This is a genomic window from Arthrobacter sp. OAP107 (assembly GCF_040546765.1).
In the GTDB taxonomy this organism is placed as follows: domain Bacteria; phylum Actinomycetota; class Actinomycetes; order Actinomycetales; family Micrococcaceae; genus Arthrobacter.
Genome location: NZ_JBEPOK010000001.1, coordinates 2,761,419 through 2,783,948, shown reverse-complemented (window position 1 = coordinate 2,783,948; position 22,530 = coordinate 2,761,419). Strand labels below are relative to the sequence as shown.

The following is a 22,530-nucleotide window of genomic DNA, read 5'->3' as shown; positions in this document are numbered from 1 at the left end:
CACCATGAACACCATGCGCGCGGCAATCTTCCGCGGCCCAGGGGAACTCGCGATCGAGGAAATCGAGCGCCCAACACCCGGACCGGGCGAAATCTCGGTCAACGTCAAGGCCGCAGCCACTTGTGGAACAGACCTCAAGTCCTACCGCCGGGGCCACCCCAAGCTCTTCCCGGTCCTCCCGGCCCGCTTCGGCCATGAGTTCGCCGGGGTCGTGGAAGCCGTCGGCGCCGGCGTCGAAGGCTTCGAAGTCGGCCAGCGCGTCGTCGCCGCCAACACAGCACCGTGCGGGCGCTGCTGGGCATGCACGAAGCAGCGCCCCAGCCTGTGCGAAAACCTTGAGTTCCTCAACGGTGCCTTCGCTGAGCAGGTGGTCATTCCCGCAGCCATCGTCGCACGGAACACCTTCCACCTTCCCGACTCGGTAAGCTTCGCCTCCGCTGCCCCCCTGGAGCCGCTCGCCACCGTCGTCCACGGCATGGCTGAAACCGGAATGCAGCTCGGAGACACGATCGTCGTCAACGGCTGCGGGCCCATCGGACTCATGTTCATCCGGCTTTCCCGACTGCGGGGAGCAAACGTAATCGCCACCGACCGTTCCGCTGTGCGCCTGCAGCAGGCCAAGGAAGCCGGGGCCGGCCAGGTCCTGGACCTCACAGATCTCGCCACCACGGCTGACCGTTCGGCTGCCGTCCGCGAGCTCACCGACGGCAAACGGGGAGTCGACGTCGCCATCGAGGCCGTCGGGCTTCCCGAAGTTTGGGAGCAGACCGTGGAATGCCTGCGCCCGGGCGGCACAGCCGTCCTGTTCGGCGGCCCGAAAGCAGGCTCCCGCTTCTCCGTGGACGCCGTGGCGATGCACTACAGCGAGTACACACTCAAGGGCGTCTTCCACCACACACCTGAATACACCAAGGTCGCCCTTGACCTCCTCAGCTCCGGGGACCTGGACGGTGAAACGCTCATCTCCGAGACGCGCCCGCTCGAAGCCCTCGTCGAGAGCCTCGAAGACATGGCCCAGGGTAAAGGCGCCAAGTACCTTCTCGACCCGGCGATGACGGCATGAGCGACGTAATGCTGGCCGAGGAGCGCCAGTCCGTAGTAGACCTTGCCCAACGCATGGTTCGCGACCGGCTCGTGGTCGGAACGTCGGGCAACATCTCCCGCAGGGTCGGCGACCACGTCCTGCTTACCCCCAGCGGAACCGACTACGACACCATGACCGCCGAAGACATTGTCGTCGTGAATTTGGAGGGCGATAGGGTTGACGGGCGCCTCAACCCCACCGTTGAGATGCCCCTGCACCTGATGTGCTACGCACGTCACGACGCGCAAGCGGTCGTCCACACCCACTCCACTGCGGCCACGGCCCTTTCACTGCTGCAAGACGAGGTCCCGCCGGTGCATTACCAGCTGGCGATGTTCGGAGGATCCGTTGCGGTGGCCCCGTACGCGACCTACGGCACCGAAGCCCTCGTGAACAATGTGTCCAACGCATTGAACGAAAGCAAGGGTGCTGTCATGAAGCACCACGGAACCATCTGCATCGGGGAGAACCTCCAGAAAGCCTACGACCGCGCCCGCCAGCTCGAATGGTTGTGCGACGTCTGGCTGAGAGCCCGGAGCGTCGGGGAGCCGGCGCTCCTCCCAGCAGATGAGATGGAGCGGGTCACGGCCGGCTTCCTCAACTACGGGAAGCAACCCACCGGCACCCAGGCCTAGCACCAAGAACTCCCGCTGGGGCAGGCCGCAAGGGCATGCCCCAGCGGAGAGCACGCTCCACGAGCGCCCTCTCCCTCAACGAGTGGCCCATCCGGGCCCCTCCATCCGGACCACACCGGAAATCACTGTGAAATGGATCAGCTCCGGGCAATGGTGCTTGGGGCGGAAAGAACCAAGATGACCAGCCCAACGACGAGTCACAGGTCAGACGAGGCCCCCGAGGCAGGCCTGAGCAGCCCCATAAGCCTGGAGTGCCTCAACATCAAGAAGTCCTTCGGCGGAGTACCCGTGCTGAAGGACGTGTCCCTGCAGCTCCTTCCCGGAACCATCACCGCCCTCGCCGGCGAAAACGGCGCCGGCAAGTCAACGCTGATGAAGATCGCCTCTGGACAGTACCGACCTGACGCCGGAAGAGTCCTCGTCCAGGGACAGGACCTTCCCGCCGGCAACGCCCAGGCCTCCCACAAGCTGGGCGTGAGCATCGTTCCACAGGAGCTGGCATCCGTCATGGATCTCAGCGTCTACGAAAACATCTTTATCGGTCGTGAAATCAGGGGTCCTTTCGGTCTCCAGCGCAAGAAGATGATCGACGAGGCCCGAAAGAACCTGGAAGTGTTCGGCCTGGACATCGATCCGGCCACCAGAATGGGCAGCCTGCCGGTTGGCATCCGCCAGATCATCGAAATCATCAAGGCCACCAACACCGGCGCCAGAGCCATCCTGCTGGACGAACCCTCCAGCGCCATCGCCGAACGCGAAGTCGAACGACTGATCTCAGTAATGCGCCACCTGCGCGACCGCGGGGTGGCGCTGCTCTTCACCACCCACAAAATGGAGGAAATCCGCGCGGTGGCCGATCGCGTAATCGTCCTCCGCGACGGCGGCCTGGTCCTTGACAAGCCCCTGGCCGAACTCAGCGACGACGACATCGTCACGGCCATGATCGGCCGCGAACTCGAAGACCTGTTTCCCGAACGCAACACCCCGGCTGAAGAAACCGTGCTTGAAGTTGACGGCCTGTCCGTCGATGGAGCAGGCGGTCCTGTCTCCGTTTCAGTCCGGCGCGGCGAAATCGTCGGCCTGGCCGGGCTCGTTGGGGCAGGACGGACCGAACTGCTCGAAACCATCTTCGGCATGCGCCGCACAATGGGCGGGGAGGTCCGGGTCCTGGGCAGGTCCGTCAAAAAGCACTCCCCGTCGGCTGCAATTGATGCAAGGATCGCCATCGTTCCCGAAGACCGGAAGGGATCCGGGGCGATCCTGTCCATGGACGTCCTGGACAACGGAAGCCTGCCCCGGCTTTCCCACTACTCCACAGCGGGGTTCTTGAAGCAGGGCGCCCGCCGCGCGGCAGTACAAAAGGCAACCGACTCCGTGCGCCTGCGCAGCCGGGGCCTGGGCCAGCCAATGGAAACCCTCTCCGGCGGCAATCAACAAAAAGTCGTGCTGGCACGCTGGCTGACCGGCCCCGTGGACGTCCTGCTCCTGGACGAGCCCACCAGAGGAGTCGATGTCGGAGCCCGCAGCGAGATCTACCGCATCATCGTAGAACTCGCCTCCCAGGGTATGGCCGTCCTGATGGCCTCCAGCGACATGCCCGAAGTGCTCAGCCTGTCCCACCGCGCCCTCGTCATGCGGGGCGGGGAAGTAGCCGGCGAACTCAGCCGTGAAGACCTTGACCGATCCGACGTGCAGGAAAAGATTTTCCGGCTCGCCAGCGGCCTGACCCAGTAATCCCAAGGAAAACAACGATGTCGACCACCACCACAGCTCCAGCCCCAGCAAATCCAACCACCCAGCGCTTCTCGCGTGAATGGTTCCAAAACCTGGCCATCCGCTACGCGATGGTCATCGTCATGCTGCTCGTGATCGCCTTCTTCCTCTACCGCAGTGCGCGGTTCGGCACGGTCGATAACGTCACAACGATCCTCATCGCGGCAGCCCCGTTCGCCCTGATCGCCCTGGGACAGACGCTCGTCATCCTCACCGGCGGCATCGATCTGTCCGTGGGCAGCGTCATCGCCGTCAGCGCAATGTCCGGAGCCCTGTTCGCCAAGTCCTTCCCGGACCAGGTCTGGCTCTCAGTCCTCGTCGCAGTACTCGTCGGGCTGATAGCCGGCAGCATCAACGGTGCAGTCATCTCACTGATCAACGTACCGCCCTTCATCGCCACACTGGGCATGCTGACCCTGGCCTCCGGTCTGGCCTTCGTCGTAGGTAACGGCGCCCCCATCAACGGACTTCCCACAGCCTTCGGGCAGATCGCCAACACCCAGATCCTGGGCCTGACCATTCCCGTTCTGCTCATGATCCTGGGCATCGTTGGCTTCGGGCTGATGATGCGACGCACCACCTACGGGCTGAGGATCTACGCCGTGGGCGGCAACAGGCTCGCCTCCGAGATCGCCGGCGTGAAAACCGGGCGCGTTCTCTTCAGCGTCTACGCCATCAGCGGCGCCCTGGCCGGGCTGTCAGGCATCATGCTCTCATCCCGCGTCATCAGCGGATCCCCGACCTTGGGCCAGGGCTACGAACTGGACGCCATCGCCGCCGTCGTCATCGGCGGGGCAAGCCTGATGGGCGGACGCGGCACGATCTGGGGCACAGTCCTGGGCCTCCTGCTCATCCAGACCCTGAACAACGGCCTGGACATCCTCACCGTCCCCGCTTACTGGCAGGACGTCATCAAAGGCCTACTCATCGTCACCGCAGTCGCGATCGACGTATGGGCCAGCAAACGCCGCACCTGACCACACCGCTACACCCCACCACCCACAGGCAATCCCTAAGGAGAAACCAATCAATGAAGATTAGCCAGCTCATTCGCCGCGGAACTGCCGTGGCCGCCACCGGAGTCCTCGCTTTGACCCTGGGAGCATGCGGCGCCGGTGACCCCAGCGCACAGAACGCCAGCGCGGTAGGCAAAAAACCAGTCAAAGTCGGCGTCAGCGTCTACAACATGTCCTCCTTCATCACCGCAGGAAAGGAAGGCATCGACCGGTACGCGAAAGAAAACAACATCGAAGTCCTCTGGAACTCAGCAAACAACGACGTCAGCACCCAGGCAAGCCAGATCGACCAGTACGTCAGTGCCAAGGTCGACGCCATCCTGATCGTCCCCGTCCAGCAGGACTCGCTCCAGCCACAGGTTGCTGCGGCAAAAGCCGCGAATATTCCCATCCTGGACGTCAACGCCAGCCTCAACAACAAGGACCTCTCAGGCAGCGTACAGCCCGACGATGTCGCAGCCGGCGCCCAGGAAGCCGAAATGATGATGAAAAAACTGGGCAACAAAGGCAAGGTCGTCATCCTCGAAGGACCCCTCGGACAGTCCGCACAGATTGACCGCTACTCGGGCATCGAATCTGTGCTGAAAAAGAATCCGGACGTCCAGGTTCTCGCCAAGGACACCGCCAATTGGAGCCGCGAAGAAGCCGTCAACAAAATGAAGAACTGGATCTCGGCCTTCGGAAAAGAAATCGACGGAGTGATCGCCGAGAACGACGATATGGGCCTCGGTGCTCTCCAGGCCCTTCGCGAGGCCGGTATCACCAACGTCCCCATCGTCGGCATAGACGGCATCCAGGACGGGCTCAACGCTGTCAAGAGCGGCGACTTCATCGGCACTTCCCTCCAAAACGGCACAGTCGAACTGGCCGCAGGAGTCGCTGTCGCAGCAAAGATTGCCCGCGGCGAAAAAGTCGATAACCACGGCACCTACAAGATGGCCGCCATCACCAAAGACAACGTCGACGCCGCCCTGGACCACGTGGTCAACAAGCGCGAAGAGTTCCTGAATGAACTGACCAACCTCATCGACAAGAATCTTGAGACCGGCAACCTCGCATACGAGGGATTGCCCGGCCAGAAGCAGTAAACAACGCTCCACGAGACTCCATCTCTTCTTTTCCTCACTCTCAGCAGTTAGCTCCCACAGGTTTCGTCCGTAACCTATGGGAGCTAACGCGGTTAAACCTCGGGTAATGCGCCGCCCGGCAACCGCAGCAAACAAGCATCCCCCACCTATTTTGAGGCGCCGATAACCGTAATTCCCCAATGCTCGGCTAGCTTCGAAGGCAGCGCAGAAGCGGCATCCAGTCTGCTTTCCATGGCTGTCCGGCCGACGGCGATTTTCGTTCCGCAGGACGTCAGCATCGTGGGATTTGACGACATCGGCGGTGCGGCCTGGTCCGTGATCGACCGCACCACCGTCAGGCAGGACCTGTGCGGGTAGTGCCGCCAGGCACTCCTAACGCTGCTCGAGCGCATTGACGGGTTCGAGGGCGCGGCCCGGTCCGTAATATCGCCGGCGACGCTGGTTTGTCCGCGGATCCACCGACAAGCCGCGCAACTGGCTTCCGAGCATGGGTTCGCCTCTTCGCACCCGCAGTTAGTTCCATTCCCCTATGAAGCCGCACGTCCAGGTCCGAGCCAGCAGTGAAGGGCGAATTTAGCCAATCTGGTGCGGGAGCTCCGAGGGAATCCATTCCGGGTCCGGGGCCAGGAAGTCCTGGTCGCGCAGTGAAAGCGACTCGTCCGTCAGGAGATCGATTCTTGTCCGGACGAGGCGCATGACTGAAATTCGCCACTGCCCGTCAAGCCGTCGGTATTCCTCCTCGTAGGTTCCGTATCCCCGGATCCCGTAGAGTCCGGGGACCTTGGCTCCGCGATAGTCCCTGCTGTCCCTGGGCCAGACCAGGTAGTCATGCATCGACCACAGGCCCCTAATCGTGTCGTTGTCAATTGACGTCATCCGGGGAATGAAGCCCTGATGGATCGAGTCGACGCCGTCCAGGAAGCTGGCGACGCCCTGGACGAATGCGTCGGCGTCTCCAGTCGCAAAGGGGAAGCCCGCGAACATGGCATTGTCATGGAAAAGGCGCCTGAGGTCCGCCCAACGCTTTGCGTCCAAGTGGCGGAAATAGTCGATCTTCAGGTTCCTGGCGACTTCAAAATCGATGCAGGCCATCAGATGAATACCAATTCCTCCGCAGAATATACGTGGATATTGTCTAGCATGCCTTGTATTTGGCCGAGCTCATCTGCGATAGTCGCCGCTGCGTCGGCCGCACACTGCCCGCTGGTGAAACCGAAGGCAATGGCAACTTGGGGAATACGTGGCTCGGACCGCAAGGCTTTGCGCGTTAGCAATAGACCATCTGGGTTCAAGTAATTGACGCTCGCGCTGAGGGCGCCCGACCATTCGGCCGCCCGGAGATTTGCCCATGCCGTCACTGCCTCATGGTCCGCGGACGCGTCGCTGCGCCAACGCGCGAGCAGCCACAACTTGTGTGGCGAGGATTCATACGGGTCATCGGCAGAAACCGGGCCGCCAGTGAGCCCGCTGAGGAAGTTTGGTTCGTCGGCGGCGAGTCGTCGGGCGACATCAGAGTCGAAGCCTGCGTCGACCACGCTCTCGTCGGCGAACCACAGCTCAACGATGCCGTCCACGGCGTAGGCATCGGCCGAAGGCGATGCCGATGGTGGCCGTACGTGATTCTGGCGGTAGGCGATCACTCCGGGTAAGTCGCGAGCTATCTCTGCATGCGTGGTCGACCAGTGGAGGCCGAAGTCATCCCGCGGCATCCCGTCGCGTTTCTCCAGGTACGTGATCCGTTTGGGCATCCTCAGACTCCTTTGGTTGGCGGCACGTCGATTGTGCACTGTGAAAGCAATCGTCGTCAATACAAGCGTTTGTTCGTAGCACATGAGTTGGAATAGGTACTGGCAGGAGCGCATGAAAATCGGGATCTTGGCCGAGTTGACTGGCGTAAGTGCACGCATGCTCCGGCATTACGAGGACCAGGGCCTGCTTCGCCCGGAAAGGCTGGGCAATGGATACAGGGATTATCCGAGGCCAGCGTCATGAGGGTCCTCCAGATCCGCGATCTTCTGACGGCCGGGTTGTCCACGCAAGCCCCATTACTGTCGAGCCGTGCGGTGACCAGGCTGACCATGGGGCCGGTGACAGCGACAACGAGCGCATAGACGCTCACCAGGACCCCAGTGCTGGCTGACGATACCCCGTAGGCTTCTGCAAGCTAAGGCAGAACACCAATCACCTCCATCCCGGTGATGACGGCGGCAAACACGCCCAATCCGAGCAGGTAAACCAGCAGGGTTCTGTTGTGCTTCACGGCGCGAGTCTCCAAACGATGATCTAGGTCAAGAAGAGGGCGGGTGCCATGCGGGCGCCACCAACGTAAACCTTGACGTTGATGTCAGGGTCAAGCCGATCGGGACGGACGTGGCGGAGATTACAGAGGGTGCGACTCGCGTCGCGAACAAACGTTCGTCTTGACCGAAGTGCGACTCGACTGGATACTTGCTAAAGGGGCGTCCGCCCGCTTGGTTGGACGATCCGTGAGCGTGCCACCGATGCCACTTTGAAAGGACCAGCGATGACAGACGTCGCTTTTGATATCAACAGGAACACCGACATCTTCCGTGTTCACCGTGCCGGCGATTTGCAGGTCGCCCCTGGTCAGACGCAGAATGCCCGGCGCATTTCGGGGGTGAGCAAGGAGAACAGTGCCGCCGACAAGCTGTGGTTCGGGAAGGTTTACACCGGCCCAGGTGAAATTTCAGATCCGCACCACCACGGGGAAGCGCAGACCGGTGGATATGTCTTCAAGGGCCGCGGTTTCATCCGTTACGGCGAGGGTTACAGCGAGATTGTCTACCTCGAAGAAGGCGACTTCGTCTTCGTGCCGCCGTTCATGCCTCATATTGAAGGCAATGCCAGCAAGACCGAGGAGTTGATCTGGATGACGACCCGGACTCCGGACAACATTGTTGTGAACCTGGCTGACCAGGACGTCGCCGACCTGGAGATCGACTACCGATCCTGACGGCTGCCGGCGGGAGGCTTGCCTGATGTGCATCAGGCGGGCCTCCCTTCGTTTTTTTCAGGACCGGAAACCCTGTCGCGCAGCCGGAGAATTAGTCCGGGGACTAGACGAGCGAGCGCTTGTTCGTATACTGGTTAAGCGTAAGTATTTATCTGCTTTTCAACTGGAGGCCTTTATGAGCACCACCACGATCACGGAAGCCGAGGCGCCGACGGCGGCAGCTGAGGCGCCCACCGTGCACGAACTTCTCCGGGAGAAGCTCGAGCAGGCAAAGATCGGCGGTTCAGAGAAGAACCGCAAGAAGATCGTCGAGTCCGGCAAGCTGCTGGTCCGCGAACGTCTTGCCCTGCTGTTTGATGACAACGAATACATTGAGGACGGGCTCCTGGCCCGCTTCGAAGACGGTCTGCCGGGCGACGCCGTCGTCATCGCTTTCGGGCGGGTGGACGGCCGGCAGGTCTGCGTGATCGCGAATGATTTCAGCGTCAAGGCCGGTACTTGGGGGAACAGGACGTTTGAGAAGATCACGGCGGCACAGGAGAAATCCAACGCGGCCGGGATCCCTCTGGTTTACTTGTTCGATTCCGCCGGGGCCCGCATCGACGAGCAGTTTGAGAGCTTCGCGGGCCGCCACGCCTGGGGAAACATCTTCTACAACCAGGTCCAGATTTCAGGACGTGTGCCGCAGGTGTGCGCGCTCTTCGGCCCGTCCCCGGCCGGCTCGGCCTATGTTCCGGCACTGTGCGACATGACCATCATGGTCCGTGGCCACGCGACGGCCTACCTTGGTTCCCCGCGCCTGGCGGAGATGGTGACGGGGGAAAAGGTCACGCTCGAGGAGATGGGCGGGGCCGAGATGCACTGTACGGTCTCGGGTCTTGGCGATGTCCTCGTGGAAGACGACGCGGAAGCAATTGCCGCCATCCGCGTGTGGCTGAGCTTCCTGCCCGCCAGCTGGGAGCAGCCCGCCCCCGTTGCCCCCGCACTGGAGCCACGCCCCGGCCGCATGCTGGAGGAGATCGTTCCGCTGCGCGAGGCCGAAGTGTTCGACATGGAAGAGTTCGTCGAATCGTTGGTCGATGAAGGGAGCTGGTTCCCGTACAAGGAGCTCTTCGCCCCCGAAATGCTGACCGGGTTTGCCCGGATCGGAGGCCGGCCTGTGGGACTCGTCGGCAATCAGCCCAAGCACATGGGCGGGTCGATCTTCCCTGATTCCTCCGACAAGGCAGCGCGGTTCATCTGGATCTGCAACGCCTACAACATCCCGATTATCTTCCTGGTAGACATCGCCGGGTACATGATCGGTTCGGCTGTGGAGCGCCAGGGCATCATCCGGCACGGCGCCAAGATGATCTTTGCCGTCTCGGAATGCAGGGTCCCCCGCATCACGGTGCTGGTACGCAAGGCCTACGGCGGCGGCTACCTGGCGATGTCCGGCGCCCCGATGAATCCTGACGCGGTGATTGCCCTTCCCACCGCCCGGCCTGCGCTCATGGGTCCGGATGCGGCGGTCAACGGCATCTACTACAACCAGATCCACGAGATCGAGGATCCTCAGGAACGCCAGAAGTTCATCATGGAGAAGCACGCCGAGTACGCCGAAGGGATCGATGTCTTCAAGATCGCCAATGCCAACGCGGTGGAAGCCGTTGTTCCCGCCAATGAACTGCGGGCGGATCTGATGGTACGCCTGGATCTCTACGGCCGGCGCAAAGCCGTCCCCGTCGAGCGCCGCCAGGCCGTGACTCCGGCATAACGGGACTACCGATGATCAAGGTTGTTGCTGTCCTGACCGCCAAAGACGGCTTGAGCCGGGACGAATTCCTCCACAAGTGGAACGTCGAACACCCCGTACTTGTCCGCAGGCTGCCCGGATTGCGGCGCTACCGGCAAAACCCTGCCATCGAGCACCCGAAGCAATGGCCGTTCAATGGCATGGCTGAACTCTGGTTCGACAGCGTCGCCGACGTGAAGACCGCCTATGCGGGGGAGGAAGCAAAACTCCTCTTCGAGCACGAGCACGAATTCCTCGCCGACATGCGCTGGTTCCTGGCAGAGGAGAGGGAAATCGACCTTAACTCCTAGAACCTCAGACGGGCCGGACCCGCTGTGAAACTGCTCACAGGGTCCGGCCCTTTGACGTTTACGGCATACTCCCGCTGCCCCGAGCGTGCCGCGGCCGCCGGGCCCGGAAGGCGGCCGAGAGTGAGACCTTCGCTCCCTCCCTGAGCGCGGCCATCAGGCCGTTGCCGGCAGGGGAGCGGCGCTCCGGCAGAAGGGCCGTGTAGCAAGGAAAGGGCCGGACCCGTGGTGGTCCGGCCCTTTTGCCTTTGAAATGCCGTCAGCTGCGGATGAGGGTGACCGCTTCGGGAAGGCCGTCGATATCGTGCCGGTAGCCCGATGTCCGCAGGTATTGCAGGTGCGCGGCGGTCTCGCTCAGGGCCAGACGCAGCTGCAGGTTCGACAGGGAGGCGAATCCCCGTGACCAGCTCAGCCTGGCGGCGATGGTCCACACCATGGGATTTTTCTGCGCGATGAGTTCCTGCACCACTTCTTCCGACCGTTCCAGCGCCACGGCCTTCAGCTGCCGGACCCGGTCCCGCAGGCCCCTGAACCGGTATTCATGGGCAGGGAGCACCTCGAAATGGGTGTCTGCGTCGAGCCGGTCAAGGGACTCCAGGCAGCTGCGCAAGGGATCGGTGTCCCCGCGGATTTCCAGGGAAACGTTCGGTGAGATGCGCGGAAGGACGTGGTCGCCGCTGATGAAGACCTCGCGGCCGGCATCCCGGAGGCAGATGTGTCCGGGTGTGTGGCCCGGTGTTTCCACCACGGTGAGCCGGTCGAATCCGGGCAGGGGAACGGTGTCCCCGCTGCCCAGCCGCAGGTCAGCGTCGGCCAGCTGCCTCAGGTGCATGAGGCCGTCAACGCTCATCGCTGCCTCGCTGATGCGCTCTTCCGGCACGCCCCATGTGCGCATCCTGGCGCGGTCGGCCGCGCTTTCGTCCAAGGGATCCTCAAACGCGGAGATGTATCGCTTCTCCGCGCTGCCCAGGGCAACACCGGACTGTCCCCTGAGCCAGCCGGCCATGCCCAGATGGTCGGTGTGAAAGTGCGTTGCCAGGATGCCGGTGACGTCCCGGATCCCGAGCCCGGCGTCCCGAAGGCCGGCTTGGAGATCCAGCCGTCCCTGGGGGCTGTCAAAGCCCGGGTCGATGACGAGGCAGTCCGCTCCGGCGGCAAGAACATAGGCGAGGGTGTAGCGCATCGGGTTGCCGGGAAATGCCACGGGCACCGACCACAGGCCCTCTGACAGGCATTCAACCGGCGGCATGACCTTCTTCAGCCATGCCTGGCGCTGGACTGTACCGGTGATTTCCACGAGGTCAGCCCCGGGCCGGTTCGAACAGCCGGAAGACCTGGGTCGCTCCGCCGTCAATGACGAGGTCTGCCCCGTTGATGCTTCGTGCGTCGTCGGTCAGGAGGAAGGCGATGGCGGCACCGATCTCGTCGGGGTCCACGATCCTTCCTGTGGGCACCTTGTTGGGGACCTGGTCACGCACTTCCTGGATGACCATCGGAGTGTCCACGACGCCCGGGCAGATCGAGTTGACCGTGATCCCGGTGCCCCAGAAATCCACGAGCAACGAGCGTGTGAGATTTGAGAGGCCGGCCTTGGAAGCTGCGTAGCTGGGATAGGGATAGCCGGTCGTCCCTGCGATGGAAGAAACATTGACGATCCGGCCCCAGTTGGCGGCGATGAGGTCCTCCGCGAAGGCCCTGATCAGGGCGAACGGACCCACCAGATTGATGTTGATCGCGCGCGAGAAGGAATCCACGTCGTGATCCAGAAGCATCTTGCGGTCCAGGATTCCTGCCGCATTGATGAGGGCATGAACGTCGCCCACCATGTCCTTGACGTCGGCCCGAAGGCGCGAGACGTCGTCGGGCCGGGTAACGTCGGCTGCGAAGGCGTGCGCTGTTATCCCTTCGGCACGCAGCTCCTCAACTGCGGCCTGACAGCGCGCGAGGTCCAGGTCGACGCACAGCAGCGTGTGTCCGGCCAGGCCGAGTCTCCTGTTGATTCCGCGGCACATGCCGCCCGCGGCTCCGGTTACCAGCACGTTCAGACCCCGAGGGGCGTCCAGGCCGCTTGTGTGTTGCTCCGCCATGTTCTGGCTCCTTGATCGTCCGGTTCTCAATTCGAAGACTGCAGTTCGGGGTAATCGGTGTACCCTGCAGGACCCCCGCCGTAGAGGCCTTCGTGGCGGAGGCCGGCGAGTTCCGCGCCGGTCCTGATCCTGCGGGGCAGGTCCGGGTTGGCAATGAACAGCCGCCCAAAACCGACAAGATCAGCATCGCCCGCACTGACCGCCGCCGCCGCAGTGTCAGGAGTATGGCCTCCAGTGACGATGACTGGCCCGTCGAAGAGCCCGCCCAGTTCAGCGCTTTCAATCGTCTCGGCATCGGGGCGGGCATCAAGGGAACCGGCGATGCCGGGTTCGACGAGGTGAAGGTAGGCCAGTCCCCGTTCGCTGACGCCGCGCACCAGGGCCGAGTAAAGGCCCCGCTTGTCCGGATCAAACACGTCCATCCAGGTTGACGAGGGTGAAATGCGCACGCCTATCCGGCTGGCGGGAATGACTGCACTGACGGCGTCAATGACCTCATGGAGGAACCGCAGGCGGTTCTCCATGGACCCGCCGTAGCGGTCCGAACGCCGGTTGGCACTGGAGTTCAGGAACTGATCGAACAGGTACCCGTTCGCGGCATGAAGTTCCACGCCGTCAAAACCGGCGGACACCGCATTTCGTGCTGCGGTGGCGAACTGGGCGACGATCTCGGCGATGCCCTCTTCACTGAGCTGCCGGGGGACCTCGAAGGGAATACGACCGTGGGGGCTGCGGTACTGCCAGCCTGTGATGGCCACGGGCGAGGGCGCCCAGGGCGCGGTGCCGTCAGGCTGGACGGATGAGTGGGCCTGTCGGCCGACATGCCACAGCTGTGCGTAGACCGCCGCTCCGCGGGACCTGGCGGCTGCGACTACGGGGCGCCAGCCGGCGACCTGCTCAGCTGAATACAGCCCCGGGACCCGGGCATACGAGGCCCCCTGCGGGGAAACCACGGTCCCTTCGCTGATCACCAGGCCGGCGCCCGCCCTCTGCCGGTAGTACTCGACCATGAGGGGTGTCGGCACGCCGTCCTCCTGGGCCCGGCTCCGCGTCAGGGGCGGAAGCACCAGGCGATTGGGAAGGGTCTGCCCGCCAAGGACCAGCGGTTGGAAAAGTTGATCGAACAAGACACACCTCACATAAAAAGGAGTACGATCGTTCGTACGTTCGCATTTCAGTGAACGAGTTTGCGGCGCGAAAGTCAACACGTGAACCGGCGGGCGCCGGCGCCAAAGGGGCGCGCAGGTCCAGGAATGAACACGACGCGCAAACGGAAAGGTGCAGGCAATGACGGTGTTGATCGAACGGAACAGTGCTGACGTCATCCGCACTGAGGCGGCCAGGCTGTTTTTCGAGCGGGGCTATGACGCGACGAGCCTTCGCCAGGTGGCGGCTGCCTCGGGACTCAAGGTGGGCAGCCTCTATAACCACATCGACAGCAAGGAACATTTGCTGCTGCAGATCATGGGCGGGATCATGGATGACCTCATGGGCTCCATCCGGCGCGCGGTCCAGACGGACGGTGACGCCGTGGACAGGCTCCGTGCCGCCCTGGCCGCGCATTTGCGCTTCCATGCCGAGCGGGCCCGGGAAGTGTTCATCGGCAACACCGAACTCCGGTCACTCTCCGAGGGTGCCCGCAAAGTCGTGATCGAAAAACGCCACGAATACGAACTTCTCCTGCAGAAACTCATCGAAGAAGCCGGCAAGAACGGCCTCGCCGAAGTCATCGACGCCAGGATCCACGTCTACAGCTTCGTCGCCCAGGCCACCCACATCGCGTCCTGGTTCAAACCCGGCGGACGCATGTCCCTGGACGAAATCGTCGCCGTCTACACCAAACTCGCCCTCCGCGAACTGAACATCCCCGCGGTCCCGGACGTACCCCACCGACCGGGTTGAGGAAGCCGCACGGCGTGGAGCGTTGCGCATCCGCGCGTTCGGACGTACGCTTGTTCGTATTGCAGGAGCCGCCAGCGTGGGTAGCTTCTGGCAGCTGAATTTCGTTCCAGAGAGGCAACGATGCGAACTATTGGAGACTGGATTCGCCTGAACAGCCGGCGCAATCCTTCACGGGAAGCGTTCGTCGGCGTGGACGGCAGAGTCACGTTTGGCGAAGCCGCGGAAAGGGCCTGGCAACTGGCCAGGGGGCTGCGCGGTTCCGGAGTCGGTCCGGGGGCGGGGGTAGGTGTCCTGGCCGGCAACTCGGTGTTCAACGCCGAAGCGTTCCTGGGGGTAGCAGCCGCCGGCGGCGTGTACATCGCCTACAACTGGCGGTGGGCCCCGGCCGAACTCGCGGCCGGTATCCGGGAGACAGAAGCCAAAGTCATTTTGGTGGAAGAGGCCCAATTGCCGTTGCTTGAGCAGGCCCTGGACATCGTCGCCGAAAGCGGACAATCCCTGCCGCTCGTTATCCGGCAAGGCGCCGAAATCGATGCCCTCCGCATCGGGACAGGCCCGGCAGAGGACACGGCAACACCCGAGTCGCCGCTGTGCATCATCTACACGGGCGGAAGCACCGGCACCCCCAAGGGCGTCGTCCTGTCCCACAGGTCAGCCTTGGCAAACGCCATCAACGAGATGTACGACTGCGGCGTCGGCAGCCGGCCCAACGAACGCGGACTTATCGTCACGCCCCTGTTCCACTCCGCGGCCCTGCTGTGCTGGCTGGTCCCGCATTTCATCGCCGGGGCCACAAGCGTCATCGCGGAAAAGTTCAGCGACGAGTCAGTCGTGGACCTGGTGGGCCGGGAACGGATCACCAATACGTTCATGATCCCCAACATGATGCGCCGGCTCATGGACCGCGGCGTGCTCCAGGACCCGGCAATCCGCAAGAACCTCAAAAGCGTCCACACCGGGGCAGGCCTGCTCCGGATGCCGGACAAGGAACTCTTCACCGAGATGCTTCCCGGGGCCGACCTCTACTTCCGCTACGGGCTTACCGAAGCGGGACCCATGGTCAGCCGCCTCAAGCCTGCCGACATGCTTGACCCCGCCGTGGACGGATCCATCGGCACCGAATACCTTCTGGTCGAGGCCCAGCTGCAGGACCCGGACGGGCAGGAAGTCCCCGCCGGGGAACTGGGGGAGATCTGCGTACGGGGACCCGGCGTCATGACCGGATACTACGGGCGCCCTGACGCAACAGCTGAGGCTCTGCGCGGAGGATGGCTGCACACCGGCGACCTCGCCACCCGCGATGACCGCGGCTACCTCTACTTCCGCGACCGGCTCAAGGAAATGATCAAGACCGGCGGCGAGAACGTGTATTCCGCCGAGATTGAGCAGGTCCTGCACCTTCACCCCTCTGTCCTGGAAGCCGTCGTGGTCGGCGTACCAGACCCCAAATGGGACGAGGAAGTCCGGGCCGTCGTCGTACTTCGCAACGGAGTCCAGACCGACGCGGCCGAACTTTCCGGCTTCCTTCGCCAGCACCTCGCCGGCTACAAGATCCCCAAGAAAATGGTGTTCATGCGACCCGAGGAACTGCCCCGATCGGCTGCAGGGAAGCTCGTCAAGAGCCAGCTGAAAGTGAATCTGGGGTGGAACGCATGAAAATCGCAACCATCCGCACCGGGAGTGGAACGCGCGCCGCTGCCATCGACGGCGGCAAACTGATGCCGCTGGACTTTACCGATGTAGGGGCCTGGCTGCAGGCCGGATCCCCGGAGTGGTCCAGCCACGTTGCCGGCGCGCCCGTCAGCATCGACGAGGCCGATTTTGCCCCCGTGGTCACCAGCCCCGGCAAGATCATCTGCGTTGGCCTGAACTACCGGGACCACATCCTGGAAATGGGCAGGGACCTGCCCGAATACCCCACCCTGTTTGCCAAGTTCTCAGACTCGCTGATCGGGGCCCACGACGATATCGTGCTCCCACCCGGCTCCGGCAGCGTCGACTGGGAAGGCGAGCTGGCAGTCATCATCGGCTCCGCCGTCTGCCACGCCGACGACAGCGCGGCACGCAACGCCATCGCCGGATTTGCTGTGGCGAACGATGTTTCGGCACGCGACTTCCAGCGCCGCACCCCCGAATGGCTCCAAGGGAAGACCTTTGACAGGACGACGCCTCTCGGCCCCTACCTCGTCACCGTCGATGAAACTGGACCCGAGCCCGACCTGGACATCAGCTGCGCCGTGGACGGCAACACCAAACAGCACTCCCGCACCTCGGAACTGGTCTTCGGGCCCGTGGCACTCATCCGGTACATCTCGGCGATCACCACTCTGCGGCCCGGAGACGTCATCCTCACCGGAACCCCGGGCGGTGTCGGGGACGGACGCAACCCCAAGGAATTCCTCGAACCGGATTCCGTGCTTGAAACCAGCATCAACACCCTCGGTGCCACCGCCAACCGCTGCGTCGCCCGCTAACCACCGGCGCTGCCGACTCTTTCTTACTCATGACAAGGAACCACCATGTTTAGCAAAATCCTGATCGCCAACCGGGGCGAAATCGCTGTCCGCGTTATTCGCAGCTGCCGGTCCCTCGGCATCCAGTCAGTAGCCGTTCACTCCGAAGCCGATTCGGCATCCCTGCACGTCCGCGAATCCGATAATGCGGTGGATCTCGGCGCCGGCCCGGCAAGCGAAAACTACCTGAACATCGACCGCATCATTGCCGCTGCACTCGAAACCGGCGCCGAGGCAATTCATCCCGGATACGGCTTCCTCTCCGAGAACGCCGTCTTCGCCCGGGCCGTCGTGGATGCCGGGCTCGCCTTCATCGGACCGAGCCCTGAGGCGATTTCGACCATGGGCGAGAAAGTTGCCGCCAGGGCAGTGGCGGTCGCTGCCGAGGTGCCGCTCGCCCCGGGCTCCAAGAACGCCATCACCGGCGCCGGAGACGTCATCGACTTCGGCGCCGAACACGGGTATCCGATCCTGGTGAAGGCCTCTGCCGGCGGCGGCGGCCGCGGCATGCGCCTGGTCGAATCCGAAGCGCAGGCAGAGGAAGCCGTCGCGGCCGCGGTCCGCGAAGCGACGGCGGCATTCGGCAATGGCGAGGTCTACCTGGAGCGTTACCTCACCAGTGCACGGCACGTGGAAGTCCAGGTTTTCGCCGACAAGCTCGGCAATACGGTCTATGTGGGTGACAGGGACTGCTCCGTCCAGCGCCGCCACCAGAAGCTGATCGAAGAGTCCCCGGCCCCGGGCCTGTCCCCGGAGCTGCGGGCATCCATGGGTGCGGCCGCTGTCCGGCTGGCACAGCACGTCGGCTACGCCGGTGCCGGGACTGTGGAATTCCTGGTGGAGGGCGAGAACTTCTACTTCCTCGAAATGAACACCCGCATCCAGGTGGAACACCCGGTCACCGAAATGGTCCACGGGGTGGACCTCATCGCCGAGCAGATCCGGGTGGCAGCCGGCGAGGAGCTCAGCATCCGGGACCGCCTGACGCCGCACGGCGCGGCCATCGAAGCCCGCATCAACGCCGAAGACGTGGCCGGGGGCCGCTTCCTTCCGGCGCCCGGCCTCATCGAGGAACTCACGCCCCCCGAAGGCGAAGGCCTCCGCTTCGACGCCGGCTACCACAGCGGGGATGAAGTGCTTCCGTTCTACGACAGCCTCATCGGCAAACTCATCGCCTACGGGCCGGACCGCGAAACCGCCCTGGCCAGGCTCGAAGACGGCCTCGAACGGCTCGTCGTACGTGGCGTCCCCACCACCGTCCCTGCCTCCCTGCAGGTCGTGCGCCACGAAGACTTCCAGTCAGCCCGTTTCACGACCCGCTGGCTCGAAGAAACCGTCGACTTCTCGGACGAACCCGAAGACGAACCCCTGGCCCGCAACGAGGTCGAAGTCGGCGGACGCTTCTACATCATTCCGCAGTTCTCCGACCGCCCCGGCGCAAACACCAGCACCGTCGCCGCCGTCGCTGCTGCACCCATGGACGAAGCAGCAGCCGGCGGCCAGCGCCCGCGAAGCACCCGTGCCCGCGGCAAGGGCAAAGCCAGCGACGGCAGCGTCAAGGCACCCATGCAGGGAACCATCATCAAGGTCAACGTCGAAGAAGGCCAGGCCGTCACCACCGGAGACATCCTGTTCGTCCTGGAAGCAATGAAGATGGAGAACCCGATTCAGGCGCCGGCCGCCGGCATCGTCGGTCCCATTCACGCCGGTGTCGGCGACTCGATGGCAGCCGGAACCCTGCTGACCCAGCTCGTCCTGGAAGGGGCCAACTGATGAAACCCTACCGTTCACTCCTTTTCGTCCCCGGCCACAAGAGAAGCTGGATCGACAAGGCCCTTGCCTCCGAGGCTGACGCCATCATTATCGACCTGGAGGACTCCGTCCCGGAGGCGGACAAGGCACTGGCCCGGGCCAACGCCCGCGACGCCCTCAGCGTCCACACCGGGGACAAGGGTGTCCTCATCCGTCCCAATGCCCTCGACACCGTTCACTTCGGCGCTGACATCGCAGAAACCACGCACGCGAACCTGACCGGTTTCCTGCTGCCCAAGCTGTTCTCACGCGATGACGTCGTCCGCTTCGACGCCCTTGTCACCGCCGCCGAAATCGCCCACGGGATATCCAGGGGAACGGTGGAGCTGATTCCGTCCCTGGAAACGGCGGCATCCATCAGCAAGGTCGACGAGATCCTGGCCGGGCCCCGGGTCGGCGGAGTGATGGCGGCGGCAGCCAAAGACGCCGACGTTTCCCGCGAAGTGGGCTTCAGCTGGACCGCAGAAGGAACAGAGACGCTCTACCTGCGCAGCAAGGTCGTGCTGGCGGCCCGGGCAGCAGGTCTGCGCAGCATCGTCCTTGGCCTCTGGCAGGAGGTCAGCAACCTGGAAGGCCTCCGCCGCTTCGCCGCAGCCAACCACGGCCTTGGCTACACCGGCCAGGTGCTGATCCATCCCACCCACGCCCCGGTCGCCAACGAGTCCTACGGCCTGTCCCCGGCAATGCGCGATTACTACCAGGGGCTCGTCGAAGCCTTCGACGACGGCCAGAGCCGAGGGCACGGCGCCGTCTCCTACCGCGGAGACCACATCGACCTTGCCCATGCCAACCACGCCCGCCAGGCACTGGCCTTCGCCGGCAGCAACTAAGAATCAACCAAGCCACCAGGCCCACACCAAACAGGAGACACACCATGGCCGGAATGTATTACGAAGACTTCCAGGTAGGCGAAGTGATCCGCCACGAAGTCACACGGACCGTCACCGAGACGGACAACCTGCTGATCACGGCGTTGACCATGAACGTGCAGCCGCTGCACCTGGACGCCGAATTCTCGGCACAGAGCATGTACGGCAAGCAGATCGTCAACAGCATCTTCACCCTGGGACTCGTCACGGGGATTCCCGTCCAGGACACAACGCTCGGGACCACCCTGGGAAACCTCGGCTTCCGGGACATCGAATTCCCCAAGCCCGTCTTCTTCGGTGACACCCTGCGGGTGGAGACCGAGGCGCTGGACAAGCGCGTCTCCAATTCCAGGCCGGAGACCGGGATCGTCGGCATCGAACACCGCGGCTACAACCAGCACGGCGACGTGGTCTGCGTGGTACGCCGCACCGCGCTGATGAAGAGGAACCAGAACGCCGAAGCTGAGGTTCCCTCCAACGCCTAGGCCCTTGTCCGAACACCAAAGCCCAAGCTCGTGAACAGGGCAGGCCGGTCAGCAGCAATGCGGCCGGCCCGCCCGTTCCACGACGAGAGCGGACGATACCCATGCCTTTCCTGAACAGACTCCGGACGTGGGCAGAACTGCGTCCCGACGGCACGGCCGTCGCCGTGGACGGCCGGGGACTCACCTGGGCGGAACTGCAGACAGCCGCCGAGCAACTGCTCCCCGACACCCCCGAAACCTGCGTCCTGTCCGCACCGAACTCGACGCAGTTCGCGGCCGGTTACTGCGCTGGCGTCGCCAAGGGGCGGCAGGTTGCCGTTCTCGACCCGGATTGGACCGCCCAGGCACGGGAAGAGATCAGCCGCAGACTTCCCCCGCCGTCCAGGGCCGAAGGTACGATCCTGGAAGACGGGGAACCCGACTCTGCTTTCCTCATAGGTTTCACCGCCGGGACCACATCCACACCAAAGGCCTTCACCCGGTCGCGCCGGTCCTGGGCGGCGTCCTTTGAAGCCTCCATCCGGTTTTTCGATCTCAGGCCCAATGATAAGACCCTTGCCCCCGGACCACTCTCGGCGAGCCTGAACCTCTACGCCCTGTCCGAGTGTCTGTACGCCGGGACCGAATTCCACACACTGGGAAAGTTCGATATCGCAGCAGCGCACGAGGTCATCGCGCACCATGGCATCACGCGGCTGGTTCTTGTCCCCACCCTGCTCCGGCTCCTCAGTGAGCGCGGCCTGACGGGTTGCGTGGACGGCTCCGCCATCCGCACCATCATCTGTGCCGGATCGAAACTCGACGCCCGCACCCTGGCAGCCGCCCGGCGCTGGGCACCCAATGCCACGATTTTCGAGTACTACGGCGCTGCCGAACTGAGCTTCGTGTCCGGCCGCGGCCTCGCCCCGGGAATGTCACTCGACGCCGCCGGGACCGCCGTCGGGTCCCCTTTCCCCGGCGTGCAGGTGCAGATCCTCGACACTGACGGGACCCCCGTGCCGGACGGAACCCCCGGAAATATCAGCATCAAAAGCCCGATGGTGTGCCGGGGGTACGTCTGGGGCGATGACGGCAACGCCTTCCGCCGCCTCGGCGACCATCACACCGTCGGCGATCGAGGGTACCTCCACGGCTCCAGCCTCCACATACTCGGCCGGAGTTCAGACATGATCATCACCTCAGGCAAAAACGTTTACCCTCATGAGGTGGAACTGGCCCTGGCATCGATTCCCGGCGTCGAGACGGCCGTCGCGGCCGGCATGCCGGACGATATGCGGGGCAGCCGGATCGTGGCAGGAATTGTTCCCTCCTGCGGAGGCCTCACCGCCACCTGGCTCAGTTCGGGGCTGGACGAAGTCATGACCCGGGACAGGAAGCCACTGCGCTACTATCTCCTGGACGAACTGCCCCTGACCGGCCGGGGCAAGATCAGTCGCCGGATGTTTCTGGACTGGATCGGCAACGGTGACCCCAGAATCCGCCCCCTGCCCTAGGCAGGCGCGTCAGCGGCGCCGGTCGACCCGTGCGTCGGCGTCCGCGACGTTGAGTTCCCGGAGGGCGAGTTTGGTGTAGACGGCGACGATGTCGTCCAGGGACATGCGTCCGCCGGGTTTGAACCAGGACGCGATGTGGGTGGCCTGGGCGACCATGCTGTACATGTGGATGCGGGCGTCGATGACCTCGGCGAGGCCTGCCCGGCCGGTTTCTTCGATCAGGTCCTGCAGGAACAGTTCGTACTCGTGCCGCTTTCCGATGACGACTTTGCGGGCGTCATCGGAAAGGGAGCGCAGTTCGGCGTTGCCGATGAATACTTCCTGGGCACGCTCGGCATGGAACCGCAGGTGGGCGTCGAGGGCGGCCTGCAGCCTGTCCACGGCGTCGCCGTCAACCTCGGCGGCCTTTCGCGCACTGTCCATGAGGTCATCGATGATGCCGCCCATGATCTGCAGCAGCAGGTGTTCTTTGCTCTCGATGTGGTTGTAGAGGCTGCCCACCATGATGCCGACGGCGGAGGCCACCTGCCTCAGGCTGGTCCCGTCGTATCCGCGCTCGAAGAACAGTTTTGCCGCTTCATCACGGATGGCTTGCGCCGTTCCGCGTTCCGCCGTTGCAACCATGTACGCCACCTATCGTCGTCAGTGACCCAAGTTTAACGCACGGACACTTGTTTGCCTGCTTGGGGCGGCAAGTGCGGGGCCGCGCCAGGCAGG

The 22,530-nt window shown here is 63.6% G+C and carries 23 protein-coding genes; 17 read left to right on the top strand and 6 right to left on the bottom strand.

From position 1 onward, the window contains the following. The first annotated feature begins 4 nt into the window (after positions 1–4). The 6 genes from ABIE00_RS12990 to ABIE00_RS12965 all read left to right on the top strand — a co-directional run bounded on the left by ABIE00_RS12990 (position 5) and on the right by ABIE00_RS12965 (position 5,953). On the top strand, positions 5–1,063 hold the full coding sequence (locus tag ABIE00_RS12990) for a zinc-dependent alcohol dehydrogenase (protein WP_354260835.1): 1,059 nt from the start codon (positions 5–7) through the stop codon (positions 1,061–1,063). Then, positions 1,060–1,719 (top strand): class II aldolase/adducin family protein, encoded by a 660-nt coding sequence (locus ABIE00_RS12985; RefSeq protein WP_354260833.1) that lies wholly within the window; start codon positions 1,060–1,062, stop codon positions 1,717–1,719. The genes ABIE00_RS12990 and ABIE00_RS12985 overlap by 4 nt, the downstream gene beginning before the upstream one ends. 177 nt (positions 1,720–1,896) lie before the next feature. Beyond that, the gene (locus ABIE00_RS12980; protein WP_354260831.1) at positions 1,897–3,453 is read left to right on the top strand and encodes a sugar ABC transporter ATP-binding protein; all 1,557 of its coding nucleotides are present in this window, start codon (positions 1,897–1,899) and stop codon (positions 3,451–3,453) included. A gap of 17 nt (positions 3,454–3,470) precedes the next feature. Then, positions 3,471–4,469: an ABC transporter permease gene (locus ABIE00_RS12975; protein WP_354260829.1), complete on the top strand. Its 999-nt coding sequence runs from the start codon at positions 3,471–3,473 to the stop codon at positions 4,467–4,469. A 53-nt stretch (positions 4,470–4,522) separates the two neighbouring features. After that, entirely contained in the window at positions 4,523–5,596 is a 1,074-nt protein-coding gene (locus tag ABIE00_RS12970; protein ID WP_354260827.1) for a substrate-binding domain-containing protein, read from the top strand. 231 nt (positions 5,597–5,827) lie between these two features. After that, positions 5,828–5,953, top strand: a complete 126-nt coding sequence (locus tag ABIE00_RS12965; RefSeq protein ID WP_354260825.1) for a hypothetical protein — start codon at positions 5,828–5,830, stop codon at positions 5,951–5,953. A gap of 216 nt (positions 5,954–6,169) precedes the next feature. Here ABIE00_RS12965 and ABIE00_RS12960 read toward each other — a convergent pair whose 3' ends face one another. Further along, complete coding sequence (locus tag ABIE00_RS12960) at positions 6,170–6,688, bottom strand: nuclear transport factor 2 family protein (RefSeq protein ID WP_354260823.1); 519 nt, start codon at positions 6,686–6,688, stop codon at positions 6,170–6,172. Next, the gene (locus ABIE00_RS12955; protein WP_354260821.1) at positions 6,688–7,344 is read right to left on the bottom strand and encodes an EthD domain-containing protein; all 657 of its coding nucleotides are present in this window, start codon (positions 7,342–7,344) and stop codon (positions 6,688–6,690) included. Before ABIE00_RS12955 ends, ABIE00_RS12960 begins: the two co-directional genes overlap by 1 nt. Positions 7,345–7,426: 82 nt before the next feature. Here ABIE00_RS12955 and ABIE00_RS12950 point away from each other — a divergent pair, with 82 nt between their 5' ends. The 4 genes from ABIE00_RS12950 to ABIE00_RS12935 all read left to right on the top strand — a co-directional run bounded on the left by ABIE00_RS12950 (position 7,427) and on the right by ABIE00_RS12935 (position 10,655). Next, positions 7,427–7,588, top strand: a complete 162-nt coding sequence (locus ABIE00_RS12950) for a MerR family DNA-binding transcriptional regulator (RefSeq protein ID WP_354260819.1) — start codon at positions 7,427–7,429, stop codon at positions 7,586–7,588. A 532-nt stretch (positions 7,589–8,120) separates the two neighbouring features. Then, a complete protein-coding gene (locus tag ABIE00_RS12945; protein WP_354260817.1) occupies positions 8,121–8,570 on the top strand; it encodes a cupin domain-containing protein in 450 nt (149 codons plus the stop codon). A 175-nt stretch (positions 8,571–8,745) separates the two neighbouring features. After that, positions 8,746–10,326, top strand: coding sequence for an acyl-CoA carboxylase subunit beta (locus ABIE00_RS12940; RefSeq protein WP_354260815.1), 1,581 nt, complete (start codon positions 8,746–8,748; stop codon positions 10,324–10,326). An 11-nt stretch (positions 10,327–10,337) separates the two neighbouring features. After that, positions 10,338–10,655 (top strand): EthD family reductase, encoded by a 318-nt coding sequence (locus ABIE00_RS12935; RefSeq protein ID WP_354260813.1) that lies wholly within the window; start codon positions 10,338–10,340, stop codon positions 10,653–10,655. A 256-nt stretch (positions 10,656–10,911) separates the two neighbouring features. Here ABIE00_RS12935 and ABIE00_RS12930 read toward each other — a convergent pair whose 3' ends face one another. The 3 genes from ABIE00_RS12930 to ABIE00_RS12920 are packed head-to-tail and all read right to left on the bottom strand — an operon-like array spanning position 10,912 to position 13,866. Further along, complete coding sequence (locus ABIE00_RS12930) at positions 10,912–11,949, bottom strand: MBL fold metallo-hydrolase (protein ID WP_354260811.1); 1,038 nt, start codon at positions 11,947–11,949, stop codon at positions 10,912–10,914. 4 nt (positions 11,950–11,953) lie between these two features. Next, positions 11,954–12,739: an SDR family NAD(P)-dependent oxidoreductase gene (locus ABIE00_RS12925; RefSeq protein WP_354260809.1), complete on the bottom strand. Its 786-nt coding sequence runs from the start codon at positions 12,737–12,739 to the stop codon at positions 11,954–11,956. A 26-nt stretch (positions 12,740–12,765) separates the two neighbouring features. Next, entirely contained in the window at positions 12,766–13,866 is a 1,101-nt protein-coding gene (locus ABIE00_RS12920; RefSeq protein WP_354260807.1) for an alkene reductase, read from the bottom strand. Between the two features lie 160 nt (positions 13,867–14,026). On the opposite strand from ABIE00_RS12920, the gene ABIE00_RS12915 reads away from it, so the two are divergent. From ABIE00_RS12915 to ABIE00_RS12885, 7 genes are all read left to right on the top strand, one after another. Beyond that, positions 14,027–14,641, top strand: a complete 615-nt coding sequence (locus ABIE00_RS12915; RefSeq protein ID WP_354260805.1) for a TetR/AcrR family transcriptional regulator — start codon at positions 14,027–14,029, stop codon at positions 14,639–14,641. A 120-nt stretch (positions 14,642–14,761) separates the two neighbouring features. Further along, complete coding sequence (locus tag ABIE00_RS12910) at positions 14,762–16,297, top strand: class I adenylate-forming enzyme family protein (RefSeq protein ID WP_354260803.1); 1,536 nt, start codon at positions 14,762–14,764, stop codon at positions 16,295–16,297. Continuing rightward, positions 16,294–17,115, top strand: coding sequence for a fumarylacetoacetate hydrolase family protein (locus ABIE00_RS12905; RefSeq protein WP_354260801.1), 822 nt, complete (start codon positions 16,294–16,296; stop codon positions 17,113–17,115). The genes ABIE00_RS12910 and ABIE00_RS12905 overlap by 4 nt, the downstream gene beginning before the upstream one ends. Positions 17,116–17,160: 45 nt before the next feature. Then, positions 17,161–18,927 (top strand): acetyl/propionyl/methylcrotonyl-CoA carboxylase subunit alpha, encoded by a 1,767-nt coding sequence (locus ABIE00_RS12900; RefSeq protein ID WP_354260799.1) that lies wholly within the window; start codon positions 17,161–17,163, stop codon positions 18,925–18,927. Continuing rightward, positions 18,927–19,796 (top strand): HpcH/HpaI aldolase/citrate lyase family protein, encoded by an 870-nt coding sequence (locus ABIE00_RS12895; protein WP_354260797.1) that lies wholly within the window; start codon positions 18,927–18,929, stop codon positions 19,794–19,796. The genes ABIE00_RS12900 and ABIE00_RS12895 overlap by 1 nt, the downstream gene beginning before the upstream one ends. A gap of 44 nt (positions 19,797–19,840) precedes the next feature. Then, positions 19,841–20,320: a MaoC family dehydratase gene (locus tag ABIE00_RS12890; RefSeq protein ID WP_102974557.1), complete on the top strand. Its 480-nt coding sequence runs from the start codon at positions 19,841–19,843 to the stop codon at positions 20,318–20,320. A 101-nt stretch (positions 20,321–20,421) separates the two neighbouring features. Continuing rightward, complete coding sequence (locus tag ABIE00_RS12885; RefSeq protein WP_354260795.1) at positions 20,422–21,813, top strand: class I adenylate-forming enzyme family protein; 1,392 nt, start codon at positions 20,422–20,424, stop codon at positions 21,811–21,813. 9 nt (positions 21,814–21,822) lie between these two features. On the opposite strand, the gene ABIE00_RS12880 is transcribed toward ABIE00_RS12885, so the two are convergent. Further along, positions 21,823–22,437 carry a TetR/AcrR family transcriptional regulator gene (locus ABIE00_RS12880; protein WP_354260793.1) on the bottom strand — a complete coding sequence of 205 codons (615 nt, stop codon included), beginning with the start codon at positions 22,435–22,437 and terminating at the stop codon, positions 21,823–21,825. Between the last annotated feature and the right edge of the window lie 93 nt (positions 22,438–22,530).

Bases quoted from the DNA above. Each gene is read 5' to 3' on its own strand.
- ABIE00_RS12975 (WP_354260829.1), top strand. From the start codon at position 3,471: ATGTCGACCACCACCACAGCTCCAGCCCCAGCAAATCCAACCACCCAG.
- ABIE00_RS12910 (WP_354260803.1), top strand. From the start codon at position 14,762: ATGCGAACTATTGGAGACTGGATTCGCCTGAACAGCCGGCGCAATCCT.
- ABIE00_RS12950 (WP_354260819.1), top strand. From the start codon at position 7,427: ATGAGTTGGAATAGGTACTGGCAGGAGCGCATGAAAATCGGGATCTTG.
- ABIE00_RS12955 (WP_354260821.1), bottom strand. From the start codon at position 7,344: ATGCCCAAACGGATCACGTACCTGGAGAAACGCGACGGGATGCCGCGG.
- ABIE00_RS12960 (WP_354260823.1), bottom strand. From the start codon at position 6,688: ATGGCCTGCATCGATTTTGAAGTCGCCAGGAACCTGAAGATCGACTAT.
- ABIE00_RS12890 (WP_102974557.1), top strand. From the start codon at position 19,841: ATGGCCGGAATGTATTACGAAGACTTCCAGGTAGGCGAAGTGATCCGC.
- ABIE00_RS12985 (WP_354260833.1), top strand. From the start codon at position 1,060: ATGAGCGACGTAATGCTGGCCGAGGAGCGCCAGTCCGTAGTAGACCTT.
- ABIE00_RS12965 (WP_354260825.1), top strand. From the start codon at position 5,828: ATGGCTGTCCGGCCGACGGCGATTTTCGTTCCGCAGGACGTCAGCATC.
- ABIE00_RS12880 (WP_354260793.1), bottom strand. From the start codon at position 22,437: ATGGTTGCAACGGCGGAACGCGGAACGGCGCAAGCCATCCGTGATGAA.
- ABIE00_RS12905 (WP_354260801.1), top strand. From the start codon at position 16,294: ATGAAAATCGCAACCATCCGCACCGGGAGTGGAACGCGCGCCGCTGCC.
- ABIE00_RS12915 (WP_354260805.1), top strand. From the start codon at position 14,027: ATGACGGTGTTGATCGAACGGAACAGTGCTGACGTCATCCGCACTGAG.
- ABIE00_RS12900 (WP_354260799.1), top strand. From the start codon at position 17,161: ATGTTTAGCAAAATCCTGATCGCCAACCGGGGCGAAATCGCTGTCCGC.
- ABIE00_RS12935 (WP_354260813.1), top strand. From the start codon at position 10,338: ATGATCAAGGTTGTTGCTGTCCTGACCGCCAAAGACGGCTTGAGCCGG.
- ABIE00_RS12895 (WP_354260797.1), top strand. From the start codon at position 18,927: ATGAAACCCTACCGTTCACTCCTTTTCGTCCCCGGCCACAAGAGAAGC.
- ABIE00_RS12990 (WP_354260835.1), top strand. From the start codon at position 5: ATGAACACCATGCGCGCGGCAATCTTCCGCGGCCCAGGGGAACTCGCG.
- ABIE00_RS12945 (WP_354260817.1), top strand. From the start codon at position 8,121: ATGACAGACGTCGCTTTTGATATCAACAGGAACACCGACATCTTCCGT.
- ABIE00_RS12885 (WP_354260795.1), top strand. From the start codon at position 20,422: ATGCCTTTCCTGAACAGACTCCGGACGTGGGCAGAACTGCGTCCCGAC.
- ABIE00_RS12925 (WP_354260809.1), bottom strand. From the start codon at position 12,739: ATGGCGGAGCAACACACAAGCGGCCTGGACGCCCCTCGGGGTCTGAAC.
- ABIE00_RS12970 (WP_354260827.1), top strand. From the start codon at position 4,523: ATGAAGATTAGCCAGCTCATTCGCCGCGGAACTGCCGTGGCCGCCACC.
- ABIE00_RS12940 (WP_354260815.1), top strand. From the start codon at position 8,746: ATGAGCACCACCACGATCACGGAAGCCGAGGCGCCGACGGCGGCAGCT.
- ABIE00_RS12980 (WP_354260831.1), top strand. From the start codon at position 1,897: ATGACCAGCCCAACGACGAGTCACAGGTCAGACGAGGCCCCCGAGGCA.